Raw genomic sequence first — 25,693 nt, forward strand, 5'->3', positions numbered from 1 at the left:
GATTTTTATTTTTTATATATTATAAGTTTGTACAAATAAGATACCAGCTAATATTAAAGCTAAAATACCAATGATAATTTTTAACAATCTAATTGGTAATAATCTAACAATCTTAGGACCAATATAACCACCACATAGAAATCCTAATGCTAGCGGTAGTACTAATACCCAAACAATGTGTGATTTAAACGCATATATCACTGTTGCTGCAAAGTTAGCGGCTAACATCGCTACATTTCGAATAGCATTATAAACTGGAAATGGTTCTGAGCTAGTTCTTGATAAAACTGCCAACATAATTACTCCAGCAGCCGCACCAAAATATCCACCATATATTCCAATTAAAATTAAGCTTAAACCGCCTAAAACCAATTTAAATTTGTTTCTTGCGAAATTATGAAAATGTTTTGGATCAAAACCAGTAGAATTTGTTGGATAAGCATTAGATTTTTCTGGCCACAAAATCATAATCCCAGCAATTGCAATAAAAAACGGTACAATACTTTCAAATACTTTGGATGGAACTGACAATAAAAGAAAACTACCTATGATACCACCCACGAAAACTAAGAGTAGTATTTTAAACATTTCTTTCCAATGTCCATGTAGTTCCCTTGAAGATGATACTCCTGAACCAATTCCATTTAAAATTAACGCTGCTGTATTAGTTACATTAGCATACACTGGACTGACTCCAGCCATTAATAAAGCTGGATAAGATACTAATGATGCTAGACCAGTCACAGTACTCATAATTCCAGCTAATATACCTACTGGAAAAAAGATTAGTATTTGCCATAAGCTAAAAGATTGAATAAATAAAACTTCTCTCTATAAGTTGATATCTATCATTGTACAACAACTAATTAATTTTTTTAATTATTTGCCAAAGTTAATTTGAGATAACTGCTTATCTAGTTTCATATCTTTAGTGACAGCTTTACCATTGTGGTAGTAAGTAACTGATACGGTGCTACCAACTTTTTGTTTGTACAATATATCTCTAATATCATTTTGACTTTCGATATTTTTACCAGCAAATTTAGTTATGACATCATACTTACTGATTCCCGCATTAGCTGCTGGAGAATCGCTTGTTGTTTTCATAACTACAACCCCATTTTTAACCGATTCAGGTAACTTTAGAATTGATTTTTGTTGTTGCGCAGATATATTGGTTAAATCAACATATTGAATTCCTAAAGCTGGACGAATAACTTTTCCATGCTCAACTAGTTGATTAATAATATTAACTACTTCGTTACTTGGAATGGCGAAACCAATTCCTTCAACGCTAGTACCTTCACCATCTGACGATAATTTCATGGAGTTAATACCAATAACTTGACCAGCTAAGTTAATTAATGGACCACCAGAGTTACCAGGATTTATCGCTGTATCAGTTTGAATGACAGTTGCTGTATTTCCAGTAGCTTGACCGTTTGAACTAGTTTGTTGTACTTCACGTTTTTTAGCAGATATAATTCCTTGTGTTAAAGATGAAGCATATGATGAACCCATTGGAGAACCAATTGCTAATGAAGTTTCACCAACTTTAATGTTGTCAGAATTACCAAATGTAGCTACTTGATTAACGACACTACTATTAATTTTTAAAACTGCCAAATCGGTAACTTCATCACGACCAACAATTTTTGCTTCAACTTTCTTACCATCACTTAGAATAACTTCTAGTGCCGAAGAACCGGCTACGACGTGGTTGTTAGTAACGATGTAAGCTGAATCACCAGATTTTTTATAAATTAGTCCTGATCCTTCACTACTTGCTTCTAATTCTGACTTACTTTTACCGGAATTAGAAGAATTGCCAGATTCAAAGCCAAACATTTGAGCCAACTGATTATCGGACTGTGAAGCAGCTTTTAAATTCACAACTGAAACCACTGAATTTTTAACAGCTTGATAAGCTTTTTCAGTTTGATTTTGCACGTTAACATTTATATTTGATTGAGTAGCGGTTCCGCCACTGTTTGAACTAGTTGGAACGGCTGTATTAATTCCAGAATTTTGAAAGGCATTAATTCCACCGTAAGCAATCCCACCACCTAAAAGTCCTGCAACTAAAGCCGCTACAGAAGCTTTCCAAATATAAGAATTCTCTTTTTTCATAAGTAATGCCCCCATTAATAAATTTTATTTAATAATAAAACTGTTACTTAAAAATTAACTTAAAAAAAGTTTTATTTTTTATAAAGTAATCAATTTAGATGGACAATTAACATCAGTGTCTAATAAATTAAAGTCACTACCGACATCAAAATCATGATTTTTTAAAATATCCGATACCGTGTCGTGAGCTAAAAGCTTAGTATTATTATTGTGACTACGATGCCCAACAAATATGTTTTTAGTATTCAAACCTATACAATCCATTAACGCATCAGCACCATCCTCATTAGAAAGATGCCCTGAATCACCTAAAATACGTTGCTTTAATGACCAAGCATATGGACCATTTCGCAACATTTCTACATCATGATTACATTCAAAAACATAAGCGTTAGCATTTTTAACCGTTTCAACAATTCTTTGTGGAACGTATCCTATATCAGTTAAAACCACAAAACTTTTATCATGATGATGAAAATTGTAAAACTGGGCTTGTGCCGCATCATGTGAAACTGTAAAACTTTCAATATCTAAATCTCCAAATGATAAAACTACATTAGGCGGGAAAATATTCTTTTGTGAATTATTAATTTTACCTATCTTATCATTCATGGCTTGCCAAGTTAACTCATTGGCATAAACACTAATTTGTGGGTATCTTCTAGCTAATATTCCAACACTTTTGCAGTGGTCATTATGCTCGTGAGTAACTAATAGTGTATCGATATCTTCGATACTTCTATTGATAGAAGCCAATAGCTTTTTTATTTTTATTCCACTTAAGCCAGCATCTAAGAGTATTTTATGCTGGGCAGTTTCAATATAAGAAACGTTGCCACCACTACCGCTAGATAGCACGCTGATTTTCATATTATCATTATTAATCATAAAATACCTCGAAACTAATTAGTTGAAAAACTATTGATTGCATCTTTAGTATTGCCAGAGCTAAGCATTGAACCAGTAAAGGCATTAATGCGCTTTACTTGAATATTTGAAGAATCACCAGTAGTAAATGCAATTACCCAAGTTGGAATATAGACCTGATTATTTTGCAATAGCTTTGTATAATACAACTTCTCCCAATCAATTTTAGAATTATTGGGGATCTCGTTATATTGATACAAATTATAAAGTGCTTTACTGCCAGAAATAGTAGCCGATTTTTCACGCAAAATTCGGACATCAGATAGATAGCTTTGTGTATAGCCTAATACTAAACCATCACTACTAATGTTAAAGCGAATTTGCCCATAGATACTAGAGTAAAAAGTCCCATTATCATGTTTTTGTAAATAAACTAAAGTGTTAGCATTGGATAAATTTTTAGCATATTCATACTGACTACCATGCGTAATGTATGAAGGATTCAACATTATCTTGTCGATACTGTCTTTCCCCCATTTTCGTTTAAAAGTGCTTCTTAAAAAGCCATTGCTAAAACGAGCGGATTGATTTTGTAAATCTTTTATAGAATTTTTCAATGAATCATTTGATTCGGCAGCTAAGTAATAGCCTTCAGAAACTTTATCAGAAGGAGTTGTCGCTACTAATATCTGATCATTTTGCATCTGCTTAACGATTTCACTACTGTTACTTTGAGATACACTTTCAGTTTGTAAGCTTCTATTTTCATGAAACATATTAAAAAGAAATATATCTATCATTATAAATACAATTAAAAAAATCAACTGTATTCGCTTAAAATCCAAAAAATATCCCCTCGATTCTAGTACTGGTTTTGTGTAGCTTTATTATAATTGAGCCATTTCCCATTATATTGAACAAACCAAGTTGGCTTTAAGTTAATCAATATATCTGAAGAGTTAGATTTAATAGATTGATAACCCAATTCTATTGTCCCAATTTTTTTCTTATCGTAGCCTAGACTAATAAGATTATTCATTACCTGTTTAGTACTTATCATTTTCAAATCTTTCTTTTTAGAAGGTAATGGCGTTTGTAAAACATCTAAAGAGAAATTATATCTAACGGATACATTATCGATAATCTTCATTTGTACAGCACCATAGGAGTTATTATCAAAAATTGGAAAACCTTCAACATAATTACGATAAATTACATCTGTGTTTTTATCATCATAACTAAAGTATCTAATACTATTTAAATTATTACCTAATCCCAGATTAGAAACATTTTTGTAGGCCTGGAATAAAAATTGCGATAGGTCAGAAGATATCGAGTTAGCCATGCTATCCATATACGTAGCTTCATTATTTTTATCATTGAAAGAAATTCGTTTATCCTGATCACTATATATCGTTGTGTCACGGTGTCGTTTAGGTGATGTATTCGATTCAGGAAGTAAGCGGTTCACAAAAAAGTTCTGTGAAGTAGTGTTATATAAATAACTATATTGGGGCATATAAAAGCTTTTGGTAAATACCATTGTAGGCTTTTTATTTTCAAAGCTAATGTCAACTGGAATCTGACGTACATCTTTAGAAATAATATTTTTAATTTTATCTAGATTATTATTTTTTAAAGATATCTTATAAACAGAATATGAATCATCACGCAGTAAATAAATACTTTTATGGTCATCTAATGGTATGAGAATGCGATTGAAATCAACGTTAGGTAGCTTACTTAAACTATTATCTAACACTTTATTTAATATATTGGTTGTAACCGTATCCGGATAATTTAACAGTAGAGAATTTTTACGATTAATAAAATCCTTGTACTTATCTAAATTATTGTTATCAATTTTTTTAAAATCTAAATCAGAAAAGTTTAGCATTTGTAATCTTATCTCTGAAACTAAGTTGACTGATTGATTAGTTAAAACATATGACGAACCTGTGTAGTCATTTTTAATCACTTGAGTTGGAGAGTAAACATAAGGCAAGGTCTTTTTGTAAATTTCGTTGTCATCGTTAGTATTAGTTTTGTTTACGTTTTGGTAACGAGAAGGATTTATCCATAAAGTCATAGATAAAAATATACTAATTAAAACAGCAATCGTTAGTAAAAGTGGTAGAATCATCTTTTTAATTTTCATCCCACAAATCCTCCTCCATTGGTTCGTATGGCAAAGCTATATAAAAAGTTGAACCTTTACCTTCCGTACTTTCAACCCAAAGCTTACCACCCAATGCTTGAATAACTTCTTTTGAGATGGCCAAACCTAAACCAGTTCCACCTTGTGCTCTAGACCTTGCTTTATCAACTCTATAAAATCGATCAAATATTTTTGACAACGAGTTTCTAGGAATTCCTAACCCTTGATCTTTAACACTTAAAACCACATTATTTCTAGTTTCGTAAAGTGAACAGGTAATCGTCCCACCATCAGGAGAATATTTAATAGCATTATTCATTAAGTTATCGATAACTTGAGTAAATCGGTCAGTATCGATTTCTACCCATAAAGCTTTACGGGTAAATTTGCGAGTGATTTTATACATTTTATCTGGCTTGTCATCATTTTTAATAATCATATCGAAACGGTCTAATAAGTAATTAAATAATTCGTTAATGTTAACCATTTCTTTTTCCATTTTTTGCGTACCAGAATCCATTCTAGATAACGTTAACAAGTCATTAATCATTCGAATCATACGGTCAGTCTCATCTTGTGTAACCTTTAAAAACTTCGGTGCTAATTTACTGTCCTGCCAGGCACCATCTTGCAGAGCTTCAATATATGAGTGCACACTAGTTAGTGGCGTTCTCAGTTCATGTGAAACGTTTGAAACGAACTGCTTACGATCGTTATCTATCTTTTGTTGTTCCGTAACATCATGTAGCACACAAACTAAGCCTGAAATAAATCCAGAGTCTCTTTGAATAAGTGAAAAATGAGCATGTAAAATTAAATCATGACTAGCATCTGAACGGTCTATGATTAGCTCATCAGGGTCTTCAATTAATTCTCTTAAAGTATATCGATCACGAATGTCTAACACATCTAAAATAGGTTTACCAACAAATCCTTCTTTCGGTGCAGATAAAAAGCTAACTGCTTCATCATTAATAATGATAACGTTACCACGACGATCAGTAGCTAAAACACCATCAGTCATATTCGTTAAGACTGAGTCTAGACGACGACGCTCGGCTTCCGTAGTTTCTTGAGATTCTTCAACTTTTACAGAAAGTGTATTTACTGCGTTTGCAAGTTGTCCCAATTCATCATCACCATAAACATGTACCTGTCCTGAATAATCTCCCTTAGATATTCTCAGTGTTTGTTTTTTCATTTCATCAATAGGTTGCGTAATTGCTCTAGAAATTACTATGGCAATAAATAAGCCTAGCAAGATAGCTACTATGGCAGCCACTACGTATATAATCGTAATTTTATTAATCTCGTAATAAACTTGATTAAGATTAGAATGAACGTATACCGCACCGGCACTACTACCATTGGGCTTATTTAAAGGAGCAATGTAGGTATAATAACGATTATTATCTGAAGGATTGTTTTTGATTCCTGAATATACCTGTTTATTTGGACTAGGGTCAGTCAGAAATTGTTTTATATCTGGATTTTGATTTCTTCTGCCAATAATAGACTGATTATCAATTCTATTGGTACCTCGAATAGTGTTTTTAGAGTCCACAACTTGAATCTCAGTATTTTTTTCATTATTTTCCATATCCAATAATAATGATTTTATTTCAATATTGGCTTTGTTAACATCTTTTTTAGATAAGTCGTTAATCAACGCAGTTTTCACATAATTAGGAATTTTAACTTGATTCTTGAAACTCTCTAAATTAGTTTGCTCTAATCGGCTGACAAAAATAGCCCCCACAATTTCCAAAGTTACTAATAGAATTAGAGCTAGAACAAGTGCTATTTTAAAATGAATCGATTTAAATAACTTCATCCTATTTTTCAATGTGAAAATACTCCTTATAACACAATAAAACTATTGCTTATTCTTTTTCTGAATTTCTTAAATAATACCCTACCCCACGTCTAGTAACTAACCAAATTGGATGACTTGGGTTGTCTTCAATTTTTTCTCTTAAACGTCTAACTGTAACATCGACAGTTCTAACATCACCGAAATAGTCATAGCCCCACACCGTTTGTAATAAATGTTCACGAGTCATTACTTGACCAATGTGTTGAGCTAAATAATGTAATAATTCAAATTCACGGTGTGTTAATTCAATATTTTCACCACGTTTGGTTACCGTGTATGCTTCTGGGTGAATTACTAAATCACCAATTTCAATATCTTTGTTAGTGTCATCTTCATTTTGCGAGTTATTATTAGCAACTTGACGTCTTAAATTAGCCTTAACTCGAGCAATTAATTCACGATTAGAAAATGGCTTCGTAACGTAATCGTCAGCACCTAATTCTAGGCCTAAGACCTTATCTAATTCTGAGTCTTTAGCGGTTACCATAATGATTGGCATATCGTGGTTCTTTCTAACTTCACGGGCAACTTCTAGGCCATCAACCTTAGGCAACATCAAGTCTAAAATAATTAAGTCTGGATCTTCATCATTGGTTTTTTTAATCGCTTCTTCACCATCATAGGCAACAGAAACTTCGTATCCTTCTTTTTCTAAGTTAAATTTTTCAATATCAGTTATCGGCTTTTCATCGTCAACTACAAGAATTTTAGTCATATTGTTGTACTCCTTATTTGGGAATAAATATAGTTTTAATTTTTATTTTTAATTCACATACAACATAATTATATCACGTTGTGTATATGCAACCATATATTAACGAATTGTAGGCAACATTATCAACAATTATAATTTTTTCAGAAATTTTCTTGCAAAAATTTTGTGGACATGTTAATATAATTAAGTCGAAAAGATATGGGCAGTTAGCTCAGTTGGTAGAGCAACGGACTCTTAATCCGTGGGTCCAGGGTTCGAGCCCCTGACTGCCCATCATTCAATTTAAGTAAAAATCATGCTGCATAATTGCCGTGGTTATTACTTCGAAAAAAGCAACCTAATTAATTAGGTTGCTTTTTTTATTTACCTATTTATCAAAATTTGTAAATTTTTTACCGTATATTATATGTGAAAGTATGATAAACATAATTAGACCTATACATACTAATAAAATCGTTAAAAATAACATATTATATGAATAAGCTTCAATCATAATTCCACCTAACAATGGTCCAAAAGCTTTTCCAATTGAGGCCCAAGCGTTATTCAATCCTTGGTATTTGCCTTTAACTTCAACCGGCGTTAGATAATTAACCACGGCAGGAATTGACGGGATTACTGAAGCTTCCCCAATTGTTAACACCGTCATTGACAATACAAATCCTAAGTAGCTATGTGTAAAAATTAAAATAAAATATGAAAGTCCGATAAAAAATATACCTAGGTATATTTGTAAATATAAATTATCATAAAAACGAGCTAGCCAACTAATAATTAATTGAAATACAACTAATAAAAAGGCGTTGATAGTCCATAAAAAACTATACATACTCAAAGGAATGCCCATTCCAGTTATATAAACTGACAAGTTTGACACCCATTGTTCATAAACTATCCAAATTACACTTAAGCTAACGAATAAAGTCATTATCAACATAAAGTTAGGTTTAGGTAATTTAACTTCCTGACGTTTAGGACCTTCTTTAATAACCGGGTAAATCGAATCTGGTTGTTTATAAGTAATGGCAGCACTAATTCCATAAATTATTAATATGGTTGTTGTAATAATAAATACATAGCCTATTCCATATGGATATATAAATCCTACAAACATTGTTCCTAATACAACTCCAATGTTTTGCGCTAGATACAACATATTAAAAATATGGCGACTGGATTGATTACTAATGGTAGTTCCTAACGAGTTTACCATCGTAAGATTCCAACCAGTTCCAAAACCTAATAGTACTAATCCAATTGGATAAGTCGGCCAGCCATGGAAAAAGATTAACATAAGCGATACTAAAACAGAAAATACTATTCCAAATATTGTTAATGGATAACGATTATGTTTATCAAACAATTTTCCACTTACATAATTACCGAAAACATTAGACACCGAAAATAAAAATAAAATAATACCAACTTCAGTTAATGATTTTTTTAAAGTATTATGCATGTAAACCGTAGTTAAAGGCCAAATTGTGCTAACTGCAATATTGTTGATAAATGATCCTAAAAATAACCACTTAAGCTTAATATAATTCATCTCATCACCTCTAAAATAAAATATAATAAAAAATTCTTATCTTACTCGGATAAGAATTTTATTTTACATATCACCATGTTCGTATGAAATAGATGCAAACTTATTGTGTGACTTCACAAAAAGTAATTTAACGGTTCCTCTAGGACCTGAACGGTTCTTTTCAATAATGACTTCAACTTCACCAACATCTTGTTGTTGATCACTATCACCGCCACCATTTTCGTCATCCTCGCCGTCTTCACGTTCATAATAATCATCACGATATAAGAACGCAACAATGTCAGCATCTTGTTCAATTGAACCAGATTCTCTAATATCTGAAAGCACTGGACGTTTGTCCTGACGCTGTTCCACACCACGTGATAATTGTGAAAGGGCAATTACTGGAACTTGCAATTCCTTGGCTATCTTCTTTAGTTGTCTAGATATATATGAAACTTCTTGTTGACGGTTTTCTTGGCTACCACCGTCAATCAACTGTAAATAATCTACTAAGATTAGACCCAATCCATCATTTTCTTTAGCTAGACGACGGGCTTTAGCTCTAATTTCAGATATTTTAATTCCAGCAGTATCATCAATATATATGTTAGCTCTCGATAAACTGCCCATCGCAATCATGATATTATCCCACTCTTCAGGAGATAATTGACCAGTTCTCAAATGATTGGCATCAATACTACCTTCAGCACATATCATACGATTAACCAATGATTCAGCACTCATTTCCAAACTAAAAATAGCTACGTTTTTATTGGTCTTAGTACCAATATTTTGCGCTAAATTTAATGCAAACGCGGTTTTACCAACCGCCGGACGAGCCGCTAAAATTACTAATTCATCATCATGCAATCCGGTTGTAATTTTATCTAAATCTGGATAACCAGTCGACAGTCCAGTCACTGCCGATTTATTTTTTGATAGTTTTTCTACTTCGTTAAAAGCAGTCGTTAAAACATCTTTAATTGGCTTAAAGCCAGACTGATTTCTATTTTCAGAAACGTTTAAAATAGATTGTTCAGCTTTATCTAATAAAGTTGTTACGTCTTCATTCCCCGCATAACCGTCACTAGCAATGTTAGTAGCCGTTTTAATCAATTTTCTAGCAATTGATTTATCACGAACTATCTTGGCATAGTCTAAGATATGCGCAGACGTTGGTACCGAATCAGCTAATTCAGCAATATATTGAATCCCACCAACATCTTTTAAATGATTTTCTTGAACTAATAAATCACGCATAGTAATTACATCAATTGATTTATCTTCATCCGCTAATTTTTGCATTGCAAAATAAATTAATTGATGGGCATGATTGTAAAAATCATCTGGTTCCAAGAATTCCATTGCGTCTGGTAATGAATCCGTATCAATGAAGATTGAGCCTAATACTGCTTTTTCCGAATCAATACTTTGCGGTGGAGTTTGTCCCCCTAAAAAATCATTACTCATAAATTTACCTCTAAATTTAATAACTAACTAAAAAGGGATAGCAACATTGCCATCCTTTTTAAACAATAAAACTACTTTTCACTAACATGAACCCTAATATTTGCGGTCACTTGTGAATGTAATTTAATAGGAACGTTAGTGTAACCTAGAGACTTAATAGGTTCTGGAAGTTCAATTTTACGTTTTTCAATTTTTAAGTTATGTTGTTTCATCATTGTTTGTACGATTTGTTTAGAAGAAACAGAACCAAATAGTCTCCCGTCAGCTCCAACCTTGGCTGGAACTTCAACTACTGTTTTATCATCTTCTAATTTGGCTTTTAAAGCTTTAGCATTAGCTAATTCTTCAGCAGCTTCTTTTTTCTCAGCTTTTTTTTCACCATTTAATTGGCTAATTGCAGATTTAGTTGCAGCCTTAGCTTTGTTTTGTTTAATTAGGAAATTTTGAGCATAGCCATCTGGCATTTCCTTTACTTCGCCACGTTTACCTTTACCTCGAACATCTTGTAAAAATATAACTTTCATTACAATTCACTCCTTTAGTCCTACAAGTAATAATTTAACAGATATAAACCTAAAAGTCTTGAAAAAAGTCAATTAACGGTTAAATATTTTCTTCTTTTTCAACATCGTTAATTGCATTAACTAACATTTTTTCTACTTCTTTAATGGTTTTATCTTTAATTTGCGTAGCACCACTAGATAAGTGACCACCACCACCTAAGGTTTCCATCACTCTTTGCACATTAACACTACCATTGCTACGTGCTGAGATTCCTACTTTTTTATCTGGACGATGAGTAATTACAAAGGAAGCATTTACTCCTGAAATATTTAATAATGAATCAGCAGCCTGAGCAGCTGTAACTGGATCATAAACTGTTTCGTCTTCACCGCAAATAACTGCTAAAGTATGCTTTTCATCAATAAACTTAGTCATCGAAATCAAATGTGTTCTTGCCATATAATCGTCAGGATTTTCTTGCATAAACGCTTGCATTTCCTCAGAATCAGCTCCAGCCGACCTCAAGTAACTAGCCGCATCAAAGGTTCTGGTTCCCGTTCGAAGTGAGAACGATTTAGTATCTACAAAAATACCTGTAAGCATAGCAGTGGCCTCTAGTTTACTAATTGGTTCAGCATCTTGTGATTGATATTCAAACATTTCAGTAATCAACTCACAAGTTGATGAAGCATACGGTTCAATATATACCAGTACTGGATTTTCTGGGAATTCTTCCCCACGTCTATGATGGTCAATAATCATAACCTTATTTTCCAGACGTTCATATATTTCCTTTGAACAACTCATCGAAGGCTTCGAGTGGTCTACCATAATCAATAATGTGTTATCGGTAGCTTTTTGCAGGCCTTCTTCTGGTGAAATCAAGTCATCTTTAAGTTCATCTTTAGACCTCATTTTACCAATTAAGCGTTGGACGTCTGAATGAAGCCCCTCTTCATTTACTATCATCTTACAAGGTTTGCCATTCATGCTAGCAATTCTATGAATTCCAAGACAAGCACCCAATGAATCCATATCCGGATGTGAATGTCCTTGTACAAAAACTTGGTCTGATTCATTAATCAGCTCTTGCAAAGCCTGTGATATCATTCTAGCCCTAACTCTAGTACGCTTTTCCATTGGGTTAGTTTTACCACCATAGAAACGCGCTTCTTTATCTTTAGATTTCACTACAACTTGGTCACCACCACGTCCTAAAGCTAAATCTAAGTCTTTTTGAGCCTGGTCAGCAAGACTATTTAAATTGTCATCACCATAAGCAATTCCGATACTCAATGTTAATGGGAAATTTTGTTTAGAAGTTGATTCACGAATATTATCTAAAATTTGAAATTTATCATCTTCAATTTCTTTTAAAGTTTTAGAATAAGCAAACAGAATATGGTGATCTTCATCAACTTGCTTAATAAAGAAGCCAAATTCTTTGGCCCATGTAGATAATTCATTAGTAACATAGTTATTTAAGTTGGAAATGTTTTGGTCAGTCATTGACTGCGTAATCTCATCATAATTATCTAAGAAGATTTGGCCAATCGCTATTTTTTCATCATTATAATTTTTCTCGATATTAAAATACCTAGTAATATCCATCATATATATGGTGTTATATTCTTTTTGGATTAAAAGATTAAAATAATGATTTTTCCATTCAATAACCTGTGGATTTTCATCTTCCCAATATTTATCTAAAATTTCACTCAATTCGGGTGAAACTGCAGAAACTGGATTACCTAACAAATCAGCGTCACCAAAATATGGTTGTAAATATGGATTTACCCATTCAATGTTACCTGCCTTACTAAGCATTAAAACTCCTACTGGCATCTCCAATAAAGTTTCTTGTTCACCACGGTGAATTCGATATGATAGATTTGAGATGTAATTGTCTCTATCTTCACTTAATTTGTTCATACCATTAAAAATAAAAGCTAACGCTAAACAAATAACTATTAAAAGTGTAAAGCCTAAAACGTTACTATATAAAAAGCTTATTACTAAACTTAGTATTGATAATAAAGAAATAAAAACGGTTATCCACCTTAATATACTATCGCGCAAAAAAGGTGGAAGACTTGCTAATGAGAATAATTTTTTCATTTTAAGTCCTCTTTAATCTTGTTAGTGGTAATTTCATTTTATCACAAAAGAAAAAAGTAATAAAAAAACTGGAGTGTTATAAAATAACAACCCCAGTAAAAGTATTTTTATTATGCTTCAGAAACGAATGGCATTAAGCCCATGATACGAGCACGTTTGATAGCCATTGTTAACTTACGTTGGTTTTTAGCACTTGTTCCAGTAACACGACGTGGTAAAATCTTACCTCTTTCTGAAACAAAACGACCTAGTAAAGCAACGTCTTTGTAGTCGATGTATTCAATGTGATTAGCAGCAATGTAATCAACTTTACGACGACGACGTCCGCCTCTTCTTTGTTGTGGCATTATAATTTCCCTCCCCTATTTTTCGATTAAAATGGTAAATCATCATCTGAAATATCAATTTGGTCGCCAGAATTGGCAAACGGATCAGCTGGTTGTCCATTTCCACCATTGTTGTTGGATGGTTGTGAATTATTAGCTTGATTGTTATTACCATTATTGGAAGATTCAAATGGATTTTCATTGTTTTGAGGAGCACCGTTATTGTTGTTATGATTTGCAGAACGTGGTTCTAACAAAGCAAAATTTTCAACAACTACTTCGGTTACATAAACTCTTTGACCTTGTTGATTTTCGTAATTCCTAGTTTGAATACGACCATCAATTCCAACCAAAGAACCTTTATGAACGAAGTTGGCAAAGTTTTCAGCGGATTTTCTCCAGATTACACAATTGATGAAATCTGCATCACGTTGACCATTAGCATTTGTAAATCGACGGTCAACAGCTAAAGTAAAACTACCCACTGCTACTCCGCTTTGTGTGTATCGCAAATCAACATCCCGTGTTAATCTACCCGTTAAAGTTGTACGGTTAATCATGCTGAAATTCTCCTCTCTGCTTTTTAGTTATTAATTATCTTCTTACAGTCATTTGACGTAAAATGTCATCTGAGAATTTTGATAGACGATCAAATTCATCTAAAGCAGCTTTGTTATCAGTTGTTAAGTTAACAACGTGGTATACACCTTCGTTGTAACCAGCAATTTCGTATGCAAAGCGACGTTTTGACCAGTCTTTTGAATCGATTAACTTAGCACCATTATCAGTTAAAACTTTGTCAAATCTTTCAACTAAGTCTTTCTTTGCTGATTCGTCTAAATCTGGACGAATGATGTAAGTAATTTCATATTTATGTTCTTCCATGAATTACACCTCCTTGTGGACTTTAAGACTCTTTAAATCAAAGAGTAAGGAGTAAAAGTTATTAACAAATACTCACGTTTAAAAAGAATACCACAATATATTATTTTATTCAACAACGGAATTAAATTTACGATACAAGAATATATACGCGTGTTTTAATCTTCCGAATCATTCATTTCTGAATCATCAGCATTTTCAATAACTTTGGCCATTGTAGAAACTTTTGAATCATCAGCAATTTTAATTAAGTGAACTCCTAAAGTAGCTCTTCCGGTTTGTGAAACATCATCAATATTAAATCTAATGATGACACCCTTATCAGTAACTAGCATAATATCTTCTTTGCCAGAAACAGTTGTTAAACCAGCAAGTGGACCATTCTTTTCGGTAACATTCACGGTCTTAATTCCCTTACCGCCACGTTTTTTGATTGCATATTCAGTAGCAGCAGTTTGCTTACCATAACCTTTTTCAGAAATAACAAAAACATTGTCACTAGGGTTAAGCATTGCTGCACCGATTACATAATCATCATCACGTAAACGAATTCCACGAACTCCGGTTGCCGTACGACCCATTGATCTAACATCAGAAACCTTAAAACTAGCTGAGTAACCAGCATGCGTTCCTAAAATCATGTTGTCTTTTTCTGAAACTGTTGATACTCGAATCAATTCATCATTATCTTTTAGATGAATAGCTTTTAGACCATTATTACGGATATTTGAAAATTCTTCTACAGGCGTACGTTTTACAGTTCCATGTAGTGTAGTAAAGAATAAGAATTTGTCATCATAATCTTCATTTTCCGAAATAGTTATAACCGCTTGAATAGTTTCGTCAGATTCTATACCAAGTAAGTTAATAATTGGAATTCCTTTAGCTGAACGTCCATATTCAGGAATTTCATAACCTTTCATACTGTAAACTTTACCTGTATTAGTAAAGAAGAGTAGGTTGTGGTGGGTAGTAGTTGAAATAAGATTTTCAATAAAGTCATCATTATGAACACCCATACCTTTAACTCCGCGACCACCACGATTTTGGCTTCTAAATTCAGAAGTAGCAATTCGTTTAACATAACCCTTATGAGTTAATGTAACGATAACATCTTCTTCTTCAATTAAATCTTCATCCTCAATGCTTAGAATTTCACCAACCATTAATTCGGTACGACGTTTATCGCCAAATTTAGATTGAATTTCCAATAATTCTTGATAGATGATTTCATTAACTTTTTCACGACTAGCCAAAATGCTTCTATAGTTTTCAATCGATTTGAGCAATTCTGCATTTTCATTAGCAATCTTATCGTGTTCCAAACCAGTTAAACGTACCAAACGCATATCTAAGATAGCTTGGGCTTGTTTATCATCTAATTCAAAACCACTTGTTAATTCATTTTTAGCAATTGCTGCGGTTTGTGATTCACGAATAATTTTAATAACTCTATCAATGTTATCTAAAGCAATGATTAAACCAGCTAAAATATGTGATCTAGCTTCTGCTTTGTCTAATTCATACTTAGTACGACGTTTAATAACTTCAACTTGATGTTCTAGATAGTATTGTAAAATTTCTTTTAAACTAAGCACTTTAGGCGTACCTTTAACGATTGCTAACATATTAAAGCTAAAGCTAGTTTGCATTAAAGTCATTTTGTATAAGTTATTCAATACAACTTGTGCTGATGCATCTCGACGCACATCAATCACAATACGCATTCCTTCACGGTCAGATTCATCGTTAATATCAGTAATGCCATCAATTCGTTTATCACGAGCTAATTCAGCAATTCTTTCAATTAATTTAGCCTTGTTAACCATGTATGGAATTTCAGTTGCAATAATTTTTTGCTTACCGTTACTTTGTTCTTCAATATCGGTTTTAGCTCTTAAAATAATGCTACCTTTACCAGTTTCGTAGGCTTTGCGAATTCCAGATTTACCCATAACCACTCCACCAGTTGGAAAATCAGGACCAGGTAAGGCCTCCATTAAATCAGCAGTCGTAGCATCTGGATTATCCATCAGCACATGAATAGCTGAAATAACTTCACTTAAATTATGTGGAGGAATATTAGTAGCCATTCCTACCGCAATACCAGAAGCCCCATTAACTAGTAAGTTGGGAAAACGTGATGGCAATACCACCGGTTCTCTTTCACTTCCATCAAAGTTGTCTTGGAAGTCAACCGTATTCTTGTTAATGTCTTGCAACATTTGGGTTCCAATTTTACTTAATCTAGCTTCGGTATAACGCATTGCGGCTGGACTATCTCCATCCACTGAACCAAAGTTACCGTGACCATCAACTAATTGATAACGATAACTAAAATCTTGCGCCATTCGAACCATTGATCCATAAACTGCTGAGTCACCATGAGGATGATACTTACCTAAAGTATCTCCTACAATTCTCGCTGATTTACGGTATGGTTTGTCAGGAGTAATCCCCAATTCACGCATATCATATAAAATACGACGATGAACTGGTTTCATTCCATCACGAACGTCTGGAAGAGCACGTGCAACGATAACACTCATTGCATAGTCCAGAAATGACGTTCTCATTTTCTGTGATAAGTCAACATCTTCAATACGATGATTTGATAAATCTTCATTGGCCAAAGTCTTTTCCTCCATTCAAGTATGTCAATTCAAAATGTTTCACGTGAAACATTTAATTAAACATCTAAGTTTTCAACAAATTGGGCATTCTTCTCGATGAATTCACGACGTGGTTCAACTTTGTTACCCATCAACATATCAAAGACAGCTGCAGCATTTTCTGCATCTTCTTCTTTAACTCTTTGTAAACGACGATTTTCTGGATTCATGGTAGTATCCCATAATTGTTCAGCATCCATTTCACCAAGACCTTTGTAACGTTGAATGTTTGGCTTTGGTGAAGCAGGAATTTCAGCTTTCCATTGTTCTAATTCTTCATCGGTTGCGATGTAGCGAATCATTTTACCTTGTTGTAATCTGTACAATGGTGGTTGAGCTATATATACATATCCTGCATCTAATAACGGACGCATATAGTTATAAATTAATGTAAGTAACAATGCTTGAATATGTGCACCATCGACATCGGCATCGGTCATGATAATTAGTTTATGATACTTAACTTTATTAATGTCAAAATCAGAACCAAAACCAGTTCCCATCGCGGTAAACATGGAACGAATTTCTTCATTAGCTAAAATTCTTTCCATTGAAGCTTTTTGCACGTTTAATATTTTACCTCTGATTGGCAAAATAGCTTGAGTAAGACGGGAACGCCCTTGCTTAGCGGAACCACCAGCAGAATCCCCTTCGACAATAAATAATTCAGATATTTTGGGGTCTTTACTGGTGTTGTTAGCTAATTTACCAGGTAAATTACTAATTTCTAGACCACTTTTCTTGCGTGTAACTTCACGAGCACGTTTAGCAGCCATTCTAGCTTTAGAAGCTAAAGAACCCTTGTCTACAATCTTGCGCCCAAGTGCTGGATGTTCCATTAAGAATTTAGCAAAATGTTCTGAGAAAACATGGTCAGTCGCTGTTCTAGCATCAGAATTTCCTAATTTAGTCTTAGTTTGACCTTCAAATTGAGGATCCGGATGTTTTACACTAACAACCGCTGTAATTCCTTCTCTAACATCGCTACCTGAAAGATTTTCATCTTTTTCCTTGAAGATATTATTCTTGCGAGCATAGTCATTAATCGTTCTAGTTAAAGCTCGTTTAAACCCTTCTTCGTGGGTACCACCTTCAATAGTATGAATATTGTTGGTAAAAGTACGTAATTCACTATGATAATCATCAGTGTATTGAAGAGCTACTTCAACGTTTATACCATCTTCATTACCTTCAACATAGATTGGTTCATCAAATAAAGGTTCTTTATCTTCATCAATGTATTCAACGTAATGTTTAATTCCGCCTTCATAAAGGAAATCTTGTTCGGTAGGTTCTTCAGCACGTTCATCACGAATACTAATCTTTAATCCTTTATTTAAGAAAGCTAGCTCACGAATGCGATCGGTTAAAGTTTTAACGTTATAAACGGTCGTTTCTCTAAAAATATCTGGATCCGGTACAAAGTGTACTTTGGTCCCATGCTTATCAGGATCAGCATCCCCCAATAATTTCATTGGTGTATTTACGTGGCCTCGTTTAAAGTCCATGTAGTAACGTTTACCACCACGAACAACCGTTACATCCAATGATGTTGACAAGGCGTTAACTACTGAGGCACCAACCCCATGCAAACCACCAGATACTTTATAACCGCCACCGCCGAATTTACCTCCGGCATGCAAAATGGTAAAAACAGTTTCTAGAGCAGGTTTACCAGTTTTTTGTTGGATATCAACTGGGATACCACGACCATTGTCGACAACCGTAATACTGTTATCTTTTTCGATAGTTACATGAATTGCATCAGCAAACCCAGCCAATGCTTCGTCAATTCCGTTATCGATAATTTCCCATACTAAATGGTGTAGTCCTTGAACACTGGTAGATCCTATGTACATTCCTGGACGTTTACGAACGGCTTCAAGACCTTCTAAAACCTGAATCTGACTAGCGTTATATTCACTTGCCTTTTCGCGACGTTCTTCTTTTTCCTTGTCAGTCAAATTAATTCCTCCTCTAAAAACTAATTATTTTTAGATAAATTCCCGTTGTCTATGTTAAAAATAGCTGGTTTTTCAGCTAAATCTTGGGTCATTCCATTTAAACTAGTAGTGGTAATAAATGTTTGAACTTTATTTTTTATCGCATTTAAAAGATGGGTCTGTCGACCATCATCTAATTCGGATAGCACATCATCTAGTAATAAAATGGGATACTCTCCTGTTTCTTGTTTCATTAAATCAATTTCCGATAGTTTTAACGATAGTGCTGTTGTTCGCTGCTGGCCTTGTGAACCAAAAGTTTGTACATTTCGTTCATCTATCAAAAACTGTACGTCGTCACGATGTGGCCCATACAAAGTCGTTCCTTGATGAATTTCCTTATTCTGATTATTAGTAAGACTATTTAAAAGATCACTGTAAATTTTGTCAGTGGTCAATCCATTGTCATCCAAATTCACTGAAGTAAGATATTTAAAAGTTAATTTTTCCGCATTTTGTGAAATTTCACTATGAATATTTTGCGCCCAATGTTCTAATTTTTTTAACAAATTAAGTCGACTAAAAATAATCTTAGAACCAAAGGCAGCAATCTGCTTAGAAATAACTTCTAAATAAATTTCATCTTTTTTATGACTGTATTGAACCTTTTTTAAGTAATTATTACGTTGTCTCAATATCTTTTTATATTGAGTTGTATTGTATAGATACTGACTGCTAATCTGACTAAATTCAGTATCCATAAACCTTCTGCGAATGCTCGGTGAGCCCTTGACGATAGATAGGTCTTCTGGCGCAAATAAAATAACGTTTAGATTTCCGATGTAAGATGATAACTTCGCTTGTTCAATGTGATTGACCTTCGCTTTTTTACCCTTTTTACCTAAATCTATTTCTAAATTAGTGTTACCTAAACGCTTTTGAATTAAGCCTTTTAATTGCGCGTAATCATTATGCCAACTAATTAACTCTTTATTATTAGCGGTTCGATGACTTTTTGTTAATGCTAAGACATATATCGATTCCAAAAGATTGGTTTTGCCTTGAGCATTATTTCCAAGTAGAACATTTACGCCAGGATTAAATTCAACACAAACATTTTCATAATTACGAAAGTTACTTAACTTCAAAGTCGTTATTCGCATTCTTATCCCTACTTTTTACGAATAAAAAACATCCCTGCATCAGGGACTTCAACGTTGTCACCGTCATACAATTTACGACCACGACGGTCATCTGGTTCACTGTTGACCATAACTGTATTTTCTCTCAAATACCATTTTGCTTGACCACCTGATGAAACAACGTTTTCTTCCTTCAAAAGTTGACCTAGCGTAATAAAATCAGTGCTTATAATTACGTTTTTTTTCAAGACTTCACCCACCTTTGCTTTAGTGATTATTATACCCTTTTTTTAGATTAAAGTACACATTTATAGCTTTAAAATTAGTATATGAGCGGTTTTAAAGTATTTTCGATAATTTATACATATATCCACAAAAAATCGCTAAAATATGCTAAAAATTCAATTTTAAATATAAAAAAGTGGAATCAGTATATTTGATTCCACTTTTTAAAATATTGTTAACGACATTTATTTATCCACATAAATTAAATTTTTAGGTGTGTGCGTAAATGGTTTGCTGCCATCTTCTGTAACATATACACAATCCTCAATTCTTACCCCGGCAAAACCAGGTACATAAATCCCTGGTTCGATTGAGAAACACATACCAGGTTTTAATTCCATTTGGTTACCTTGCATTATTGATGGAAATTCATGTGTTCCCATGCCGATTCCATGACCTAGACGGTGGATAAAGTATTCACCGTAACCAGCTTTAGTAATAACGTCACGTGCTATTTTATCTAATTCTTCAGCTGTAATGCCAGGTTTAACAGCATCCATAGCTTTAAGTTGGGCTTCTAAACATACTTTATGCATGTCTAATTCTTTATCACTAGGTTTGCCGACTGCAACAGTTCTAGATGCATCAGACATGTAACCATCGTGGACTGTACCTAAATCAAACAATACTAGTTGATTGTTTTCAATAACATTGGTGCTAGATTCACCATGTGGTTCAGCTGCATGTTTCCCAGCTTGCACTAAGGTGTTGAAACTCATTTCCATAACACCCTTTTTCATTAAAGCATATTCTAATTCGGCCACTACATCGACTTCTTTTACGCCTGGTTTAACAGCTTTAAAACCAGTTTCAAAAGCAAAATCAGCTTCTTGACCTGCCAAAATCATTTTCTGAATTTCATCCTCAGTTTTAATGGCACGCATAGAATCAATTAATCCGCTAATGTCTTTATTAAAAGTAACGCCTGTTAAATTTTCGGTAAGCTTTTCAAAATGGTCAACTGGGAATGCTATTTTATCTAAACCAGCTGTAGTTGGGTGATTATTTCTTTGACGAATTTTATCAGCAATAATTGCCCAAGGATTTTCATGGTCCAAATATCCATAAATGTCAAAAGACACCCCTGCTTCTCTAGCAGACTCAACTTCTAATGCCGGCGTAAATAAAAATGGTGATTGATTTGGAAATACCAGCAATGCTAAGATTCTTTCATGTGGATCACTAGCAAAACCAGTTAAATATTCGATAGTTGTTGGGTCACTGATATATGTAAAATCTAAACTATTTTCAGCAGTCCATTGTTGAATTCTTTCTAATTTTGTCATTTGAAACCTCCATAAATAATAGTTGATATAATCTTAAAACAAGATTAAATATTTAACAATGAAAATTAAAAAAGCATTTATATTTTTTAATATAAATGCTTTTTATTGTTTAAATAATTTTTAAAATGTTCTTACTGGCGTTATTAATTCAATAAAGTTTTCACTATCTTCAGTTGGAAGTAACGTGAATGGTCTTAATGAAGAAGTAAAGGATATTTTAATAATTGATTTACCAAATGCTCTTACAGCATCTTTCATGTAATCAGGATTAAAAGATATTTCCAATTCATTTCCGTCAATTTTTTTAGGATCTAGTTTTTCTTCTACGTTACCAACATCAGGTGAGTTGCCTGATATTTTAACAATTTCATCAGCTGGATTAATTGTTAATTTAACAACATTATTTCTAGATTCATGTGAAAGAATTGAAGCACGTTCAATTGCACCCAATAACTCAACATTGTCAAATTCAATGGTTGTGGTAGATGTATCGGGAATTAATCTAGATGTATCGGGATAGTTTCCTTCTAACAATCTTGAATAGAAAGAATTTTGACCAACTATAAATAATACTTGGTTTTCTGAAACACTCATTTTTACTGTTTCGTTATTTTCAGAAATCATCTTAGATAATTCAGATAAACTACTACCTGGAATAATTAAATCATATGATTTACCTTCATCAATTTCTGGTAATTTTATTTTTCTTTGACTTAAACGATGTGAATCGGTAGCTACAGCCATTAGCTCAGCATTATTTAGTACAAAATGGACCCCAGTTAAAATTGGGCGACTTTCTTGATTAGAAACAGCAATAACGGTTTGACTAATCATTTCTTTAAATATGTCACCTTTTAATTCAATAGCGTTATTAGTGTCAATTTCTGGTAAGTGTGGATAATCTTCTGCATTTAAACCATTAATTGTAAATGAAGCAGCTCCTGATTTAATTACAGTTTGCAAGTTATCTTCGTTAACTTCGATAGTCACTAAGTCTTCTGGTAATTTTTTTACGATTCCCGTAAAGAATCTGGCAGGTAAAACTACTGAACCAGGTTCAACAACCGTTAACATGTTATTGTTGTCTTCAGATAATATTTTGTTTTCAATTGATATATCAGCATTACTACCAGTTAAAACTAATTCACTGCTATTAGCTTTTAATTTTAATCCAGTTAATATTGGGATTGTCGTTTTAGAAGATATTGCTCTTGATACTAAATTTAATCTTTTAGTTAGCTCAACTCTGTTTATTGAAAATTTCATAACTATGCAAACTCCTTATTTTTTAAATTAATTAATATAATAATATAAAGTACTAGTAGGGCCTGTGGATATGTGGATAAGTCTAAAATATCCCTTTATATCAACGCTCGTGCCTGTGGATAACTCTGTGGATAACTTTTATTATCTGTGGATAACTATTTTCCCAAAATTTTTGATAATTCTTTTACAGCTTCTTTTACAGCTTTTTCTTTTTTCATTAATACACTAATTTTATCATATGCATGAATAACGGTAGTATGATCTTTACCACCAAAAGATATACCAATTTTAGGTAGTGATACGTTGGTTAATTTTCTAGATAAATACATAGCAATTTGCCTAGGAATCACGATGGCTTTAGTACGTTTCTTACCCTTGATATCTTCAGGTTCTAATTCAAAATAATTTGCTACTTGATATATTATTTCATCGACCGATGATTTATTGAGCTTAGATATGTGGTTATTTAAGCCATGAAGAGCCTCAGAAACCAAATCTTTACTAATCACTGTTTTTTTGAATTTTGCAAAAGCTTGAACCCTAGACAATGCACCTTCTAATTCTCTAACGTTTGAATCAATTTGCCCAGCAATATAATTTAGGATATCAACTGGAACTTCCATATTATCACTATCAGCTTTAGCTCTCAAAATAGCAATCCTGGTTTCTAAGTCAGGAGCAGTGATATCAACTGATAAGCCCCATGCAAACCTAGATACCAAACGGTCTTGTAATTTTGAAATTTCGTTTGGTAGACGATCAGATGTTAAAACGATTTGTTTACCATCTTCATATAAATCGTTAAAAGTATGGAAAAATTCTTCTTGAGTACCATCTTTATCAGCAAAAAATTGAATGTCATCAACTAAAAGTACGTCAACATTACGATATTCTTGTCTAAATCTTTCAGTATGATTAGATTGAATAGCATTTATAAAGTCATTAGTAAACGATTCGCTGGTAACATATTTGATTTGAGTATCCGGTTTGTTTTTTACTATTTTATTACCAATTGCGTGCATTAAATGCGTTTTACCTAATCCAACGCCACCGTATAAAAGGAGGGGATTATACATTTTTCCTGGATCTTCTGACACTACTAAAGCAGCAGCATGTGCCATTTGGTTGCCTTTACCAATGACGAATGTATCAAAGGTATATTCTGGGTTTAAGTGTGTATCTTTCATAAACGTTGGTAACTGCACTTTAGTATCATTGATTTTTTCTTCTGATTTTTTTAACTCATCCTTTAATACGAATTTAGGAAAAATGTCTTTTTTAGTTATTTTATAAGCATATTCAATTAATTGCTCTGATAATTTATCTTTCCAATAATCTTTATGTAAAGGTGAAGGTAATTCAATTATTAACTCGTTGTTTTCCAATTTAATTGGGATCGCAGTTTCTACCCAAGTCGAATAGGTAGTTCTTGAAACGTCGGATTTGAAATAGTCGCTTATTTTTGACCATAAATTATCCTTGTCCATACAATTTCCTCCCAATTTAAAATTACATAGAACAATTTTAGCATTATGTATGTTAATTATCCACAGGAATACATAAATAAAATAAAGTTATCCACACCCTGTGGATAAAGTTATCCACAGCCCTGTGGATAACTAGCACATAAAAATTAAAAAATTAGAGTTATCCACAGGCACCTGTGGATAACTATTGCCTACAAACGTTGATATTAAAACGTTTTGAAAGTTATCCACAGGGCTGTGGATAAAGTTATCCACAGGGCTGTGGATAACTCTTTTTCTGTGGATAAGTCTGTGGATAACTCATGGTTAAAAATAGCTACCTGTGGATAAAATGTGGATAACTAAGCCTTAAATTGTGGATAACTATTGGATGTTAAAATAATTTTTTTGTTTTATATAATCTAATTTTATGTTATGATATTAAAGAAATGTATTTGGCATAGTTAGAAATTTAAATTAAATATTTAAGGAGGGTTAGTAATGAAAAGAACTTACCAACCAAAAAGACGTAAACGTGCACGTGTGCATGGTTTCCGTAGTCGTATGAGTACTAGTAACGGTCGTAAAGTATTAGCCAACCGTCGTAGAAAAGGCAGAAAATCATTGACTGTATAGACCACTGACCATTCAGTGGTCTTTTTCATTATCATGATAATTTTACTTGGAGATGTATTATGCGTAAGTCGTACCGCGTAAAAAAAGAAGCAGAATTTCAAAAAGTATTTGAGCATCATGATTCAGTAGCAAATCGATTATTTGTTATTTATCAAATGCCTAAAGATGATCAAAAACACTTCAGAGTTGGAATTTCTGTTGGTAAAAAAATTGGAAATGCTGTACACAGAAATTGGGTTAAACGTCGTATTAGACAGTCACTATTAGAATTAAAACCATATCTAAAGCAAGATGTAGACTTTTTGGTCATTGCTAGACCTAGAGCTGATGGTTTATCTATGAAAGAAATAAAATCCAATCTTGTACATGCGTTGAAGTTAGCTCATTTAATAGAATCTGATTATAACGAGGTTATTTAGT

23 protein-coding genes and 1 tRNA gene are annotated in these 25,693 nt (G+C 33.1%); 3 read left to right on the forward strand and 21 right to left on the reverse strand.

The window, feature by feature from the left end; translation table 11 throughout:
• Positions 1 to 12: 12 nt before the first annotated feature.
• The 7 genes from FD06_RS01150 to yycF form a co-directional block, all read right to left on the reverse strand.
• Positions 13 to 816 carry a sulfite exporter TauE/SafE family protein gene (locus tag FD06_RS01150; protein ID WP_054657889.1) on the reverse strand — a complete coding sequence of 268 codons (804 nt, stop codon included), beginning with the start codon at positions 814 to 816 and terminating at the stop codon, positions 13 to 15.
• 63 nt (positions 817 to 879) lie between these two features.
• Positions 880 to 2,130 (reverse strand): S1C family serine protease, encoded by a 1,251-nt coding sequence (locus FD06_RS01155; RefSeq protein WP_056965645.1) that lies wholly within the window; start codon positions 2,128 to 2,130, stop codon positions 880 to 882.
• A 78-nt stretch (positions 2,131 to 2,208) separates the two neighbouring features.
• Complete coding sequence (locus tag FD06_RS01160; RefSeq protein WP_056965646.1) at positions 2,209 to 3,018, reverse strand: MBL fold metallo-hydrolase; 810 nt, start codon at positions 3,016 to 3,018, stop codon at positions 2,209 to 2,211.
• Between the two features lie 14 nt (positions 3,019 to 3,032).
• Positions 3,033 to 3,842, reverse strand: coding sequence for a two-component system regulatory protein YycI (locus tag FD06_RS01165; protein WP_054657887.1), 810 nt, complete (start codon positions 3,840 to 3,842; stop codon positions 3,033 to 3,035).
• 17 nt (positions 3,843 to 3,859) lie between these two features.
• Positions 3,860 to 5,155, reverse strand: a complete 1,296-nt coding sequence (locus tag FD06_RS01170) for a YycH family regulatory protein (protein ID WP_056965647.1) — start codon at positions 5,153 to 5,155, stop codon at positions 3,860 to 3,862.
• The gene (gene walK, locus FD06_RS01175; protein WP_420834745.1) at positions 5,145 to 6,989 is read right to left on the reverse strand and encodes a cell wall metabolism sensor histidine kinase WalK; all 1,845 of its coding nucleotides are present in this window, start codon (positions 6,987 to 6,989) and stop codon (positions 5,145 to 5,147) included. The genes FD06_RS01170 and walK overlap by 11 nt, the downstream gene beginning before the upstream one ends.
• Positions 6,990 to 7,038: 49 nt before the next feature.
• Positions 7,039 to 7,746 carry a response regulator YycF gene (gene yycF / locus FD06_RS01180; protein ID WP_056965649.1) on the reverse strand — a complete coding sequence of 236 codons (708 nt, stop codon included), beginning with the start codon at positions 7,744 to 7,746 and terminating at the stop codon, positions 7,039 to 7,041.
• A gap of 200 nt (positions 7,747 to 7,946) precedes the next feature.
• Between yycF and FD06_RS01185 the strand changes: the two genes are divergently transcribed.
• Positions 7,947 to 8,019, forward strand: a tRNA-Lys gene (locus FD06_RS01185).
• Positions 8,020 to 8,113: 94 nt separating this feature from the next.
• Here FD06_RS01185 and FD06_RS01190 read toward each other — a convergent pair.
• The 14 genes from FD06_RS01190 to dnaA form a co-directional block, all read right to left on the reverse strand.
• Positions 8,114 to 9,295, reverse strand: a complete 1,182-nt coding sequence (locus FD06_RS01190) for an MDR family MFS transporter (protein ID WP_056965650.1) — start codon at positions 9,293 to 9,295, stop codon at positions 8,114 to 8,116.
• A 63-nt stretch (positions 9,296 to 9,358) separates the two neighbouring features.
• A complete protein-coding gene (gene dnaB, locus FD06_RS01195) occupies positions 9,359 to 10,747 on the reverse strand; it encodes a replicative DNA helicase (RefSeq protein WP_054657881.1) in 1,389 nt (462 codons plus the stop codon).
• Positions 10,748 to 10,818: 71 nt separating this feature from the next.
• A complete protein-coding gene (rplI, locus tag FD06_RS01200; RefSeq protein WP_056965651.1) occupies positions 10,819 to 11,271 on the reverse strand; it encodes a 50S ribosomal protein L9 in 453 nt (150 codons plus the stop codon).
• Between the two features lie 79 nt (positions 11,272 to 11,350).
• On the reverse strand, positions 11,351 to 13,369 hold the full coding sequence (locus FD06_RS01205; protein WP_082605242.1) for a DHH family phosphoesterase: 2,019 nt from the start codon (positions 13,367 to 13,369) through the stop codon (positions 11,351 to 11,353).
• Between the two features lie 110 nt (positions 13,370 to 13,479).
• Positions 13,480 to 13,716 (reverse strand): 30S ribosomal protein S18, encoded by a 237-nt coding sequence (rpsR, locus tag FD06_RS01210; protein ID WP_054657879.1) that lies wholly within the window; start codon positions 13,714 to 13,716, stop codon positions 13,480 to 13,482.
• Between the two features lie 26 nt (positions 13,717 to 13,742).
• Positions 13,743 to 14,255, reverse strand: a complete 513-nt coding sequence (ssb, locus tag FD06_RS01215; RefSeq protein WP_054657877.1) for a single-stranded DNA-binding protein — start codon at positions 14,253 to 14,255, stop codon at positions 13,743 to 13,745.
• Positions 14,256 to 14,289: 34 nt separating this feature from the next.
• On the reverse strand, positions 14,290 to 14,580 hold the full coding sequence (gene rpsF / locus FD06_RS01220) for a 30S ribosomal protein S6 (RefSeq protein ID WP_054657875.1): 291 nt from the start codon (positions 14,578 to 14,580) through the stop codon (positions 14,290 to 14,292).
• Positions 14,581 to 14,735: 155 nt separating this feature from the next.
• A complete protein-coding gene (gene gyrA, locus FD06_RS01225) occupies positions 14,736 to 17,225 on the reverse strand; it encodes a DNA gyrase subunit A (RefSeq protein WP_056965652.1) in 2,490 nt (829 codons plus the stop codon).
• A 41-nt stretch (positions 17,226 to 17,266) separates the two neighbouring features.
• A complete protein-coding gene (gene gyrB, locus FD06_RS01230; protein ID WP_056965653.1) occupies positions 17,267 to 19,213 on the reverse strand; it encodes a DNA topoisomerase (ATP-hydrolyzing) subunit B in 1,947 nt (648 codons plus the stop codon).
• 20 nt (positions 19,214 to 19,233) lie between these two features.
• The gene (gene recF / locus FD06_RS01235; RefSeq protein ID WP_056965654.1) at positions 19,234 to 20,355 is read right to left on the reverse strand and encodes a DNA replication/repair protein RecF; all 1,122 of its coding nucleotides are present in this window, start codon (positions 20,353 to 20,355) and stop codon (positions 19,234 to 19,236) included.
• An 8-nt stretch (positions 20,356 to 20,363) separates the two neighbouring features.
• Positions 20,364 to 20,582: a S4 domain-containing protein YaaA gene (gene yaaA, locus FD06_RS01240; protein WP_054657873.1), complete on the reverse strand. Its 219-nt coding sequence runs from the start codon at positions 20,580 to 20,582 to the stop codon at positions 20,364 to 20,366.
• A gap of 222 nt (positions 20,583 to 20,804) precedes the next feature.
• Positions 20,805 to 21,905 (reverse strand): M24 family metallopeptidase, encoded by a 1,101-nt coding sequence (locus FD06_RS01245; RefSeq protein ID WP_054657871.1) that lies wholly within the window; start codon positions 21,903 to 21,905, stop codon positions 20,805 to 20,807.
• 120 nt (positions 21,906 to 22,025) lie between these two features.
• On the reverse strand, positions 22,026 to 23,171 hold the full coding sequence (gene dnaN, locus FD06_RS01250) for a DNA polymerase III subunit beta (RefSeq protein ID WP_054657869.1): 1,146 nt from the start codon (positions 23,169 to 23,171) through the stop codon (positions 22,026 to 22,028).
• A 155-nt stretch (positions 23,172 to 23,326) separates the two neighbouring features.
• The gene (dnaA, locus tag FD06_RS01255; RefSeq protein WP_056965655.1) at positions 23,327 to 24,658 is read right to left on the reverse strand and encodes a chromosomal replication initiator protein DnaA; all 1,332 of its coding nucleotides are present in this window, start codon (positions 24,656 to 24,658) and stop codon (positions 23,327 to 23,329) included.
• Between the two features lie 480 nt (positions 24,659 to 25,138).
• Between dnaA and rpmH the strand changes: the two genes are divergently transcribed.
• On the forward strand, positions 25,139 to 25,273 hold the full coding sequence (gene rpmH, locus FD06_RS01260; RefSeq protein WP_054657867.1) for a 50S ribosomal protein L34: 135 nt from the start codon (positions 25,139 to 25,141) through the stop codon (positions 25,271 to 25,273).
• Positions 25,274 to 25,332: 59 nt separating this feature from the next.
• On the forward strand, positions 25,333 to 25,692 hold the full coding sequence (rnpA, locus tag FD06_RS01265) for a ribonuclease P protein component (RefSeq protein ID WP_054657865.1): 360 nt from the start codon (positions 25,333 to 25,335) through the stop codon (positions 25,690 to 25,692).
• Position 25,693 lies beyond the last annotated feature (1 nt).

Origin of the sequence: Apilactobacillus ozensis DSM 23829 = JCM 17196 (assembly GCF_001435995.1) — a bacterium.
GTDB lineage: Bacteria > Bacillota > Bacilli > Lactobacillales > Lactobacillaceae > Apilactobacillus > Apilactobacillus ozensis.

Excerpts from the sequence above, each read along its gene's own strand:
- FD06_RS01155 (WP_056965645.1), bottom strand. The coding sequence starts at position 2,130 with ATGAAAAAAGAGAATTCTTATATTTGGAAAGCTTCTGTAGCGGCTTTA.
- FD06_RS01160 (WP_056965646.1), bottom strand. The coding sequence starts at position 3,018 with ATGATTAATAATGATAATATGAAAATCAGCGTGCTATCTAGCGGTAGT.
- FD06_RS01170 (WP_056965647.1), bottom strand. The coding sequence starts at position 5,155 with ATGAAAATTAAAAAGATGATTCTACCACTTTTACTAACGATTGCTGTT.
- walK (WP_420834745.1), bottom strand. The coding sequence starts at position 6,989 with ATGAAGTTATTTAAATCGATTCATTTTAAAATAGCACTTGTTCTAGCT.
- yycF (WP_056965649.1), bottom strand. The coding sequence starts at position 7,746 with ATGACTAAAATTCTTGTAGTTGACGATGAAAAGCCGATAACTGATATT.
- FD06_RS01190 (WP_056965650.1), bottom strand. The coding sequence starts at position 9,295 with ATGAATTATATTAAGCTTAAGTGGTTATTTTTAGGATCATTTATCAAC.
- dnaB (WP_054657881.1), bottom strand. The coding sequence starts at position 10,747 with ATGAGTAATGATTTTTTAGGGGGACAAACTCCACCGCAAAGTATTGAT.
- rplI (WP_056965651.1), bottom strand. The coding sequence starts at position 11,271 with ATGAAAGTTATATTTTTACAAGATGTTCGAGGTAAAGGTAAACGTGGC.
- FD06_RS01205 (WP_082605242.1), bottom strand. The coding sequence starts at position 13,369 with ATGAAAAAATTATTCTCATTAGCAAGTCTTCCACCTTTTTTGCGCGAT.
- rpsR (WP_054657879.1), bottom strand. The coding sequence starts at position 13,716 with ATGCCACAACAAAGAAGAGGCGGACGTCGTCGTCGTAAAGTTGATTAC.
- ssb (WP_054657877.1), bottom strand. The coding sequence starts at position 14,255 with ATGATTAACCGTACAACTTTAACGGGTAGATTAACACGGGATGTTGAT.
- rpsF (WP_054657875.1), bottom strand. The coding sequence starts at position 14,580 with ATGGAAGAACATAAATATGAAATTACTTACATCATTCGTCCAGATTTA.
- gyrA (WP_056965652.1), bottom strand. The coding sequence starts at position 17,225 with ATGGAGGAAAAGACTTTGGCCAATGAAGATTTATCAAATCATCGTATT.
- recF (WP_056965654.1), bottom strand. The coding sequence starts at position 20,355 with ATGCGAATAACGACTTTGAAGTTAAGTAACTTTCGTAATTATGAAAAT.
- FD06_RS01245 (WP_054657871.1), bottom strand. The coding sequence starts at position 21,905 with ATGACAAAATTAGAAAGAATTCAACAATGGACTGCTGAAAATAGTTTA.
- dnaN (WP_054657869.1), bottom strand. The coding sequence starts at position 23,171 with ATGAAATTTTCAATAAACAGAGTTGAGCTAACTAAAAGATTAAATTTA.
- dnaA (WP_056965655.1), bottom strand. The coding sequence starts at position 24,658 with ATGGACAAGGATAATTTATGGTCAAAAATAAGCGACTATTTCAAATCC.
- rpmH (WP_054657867.1), top strand. The coding sequence starts at position 25,139 with ATGAAAAGAACTTACCAACCAAAAAGACGTAAACGTGCACGTGTGCAT.
- rnpA (WP_054657865.1), top strand. The coding sequence starts at position 25,333 with ATGCGTAAGTCGTACCGCGTAAAAAAAGAAGCAGAATTTCAAAAAGTA.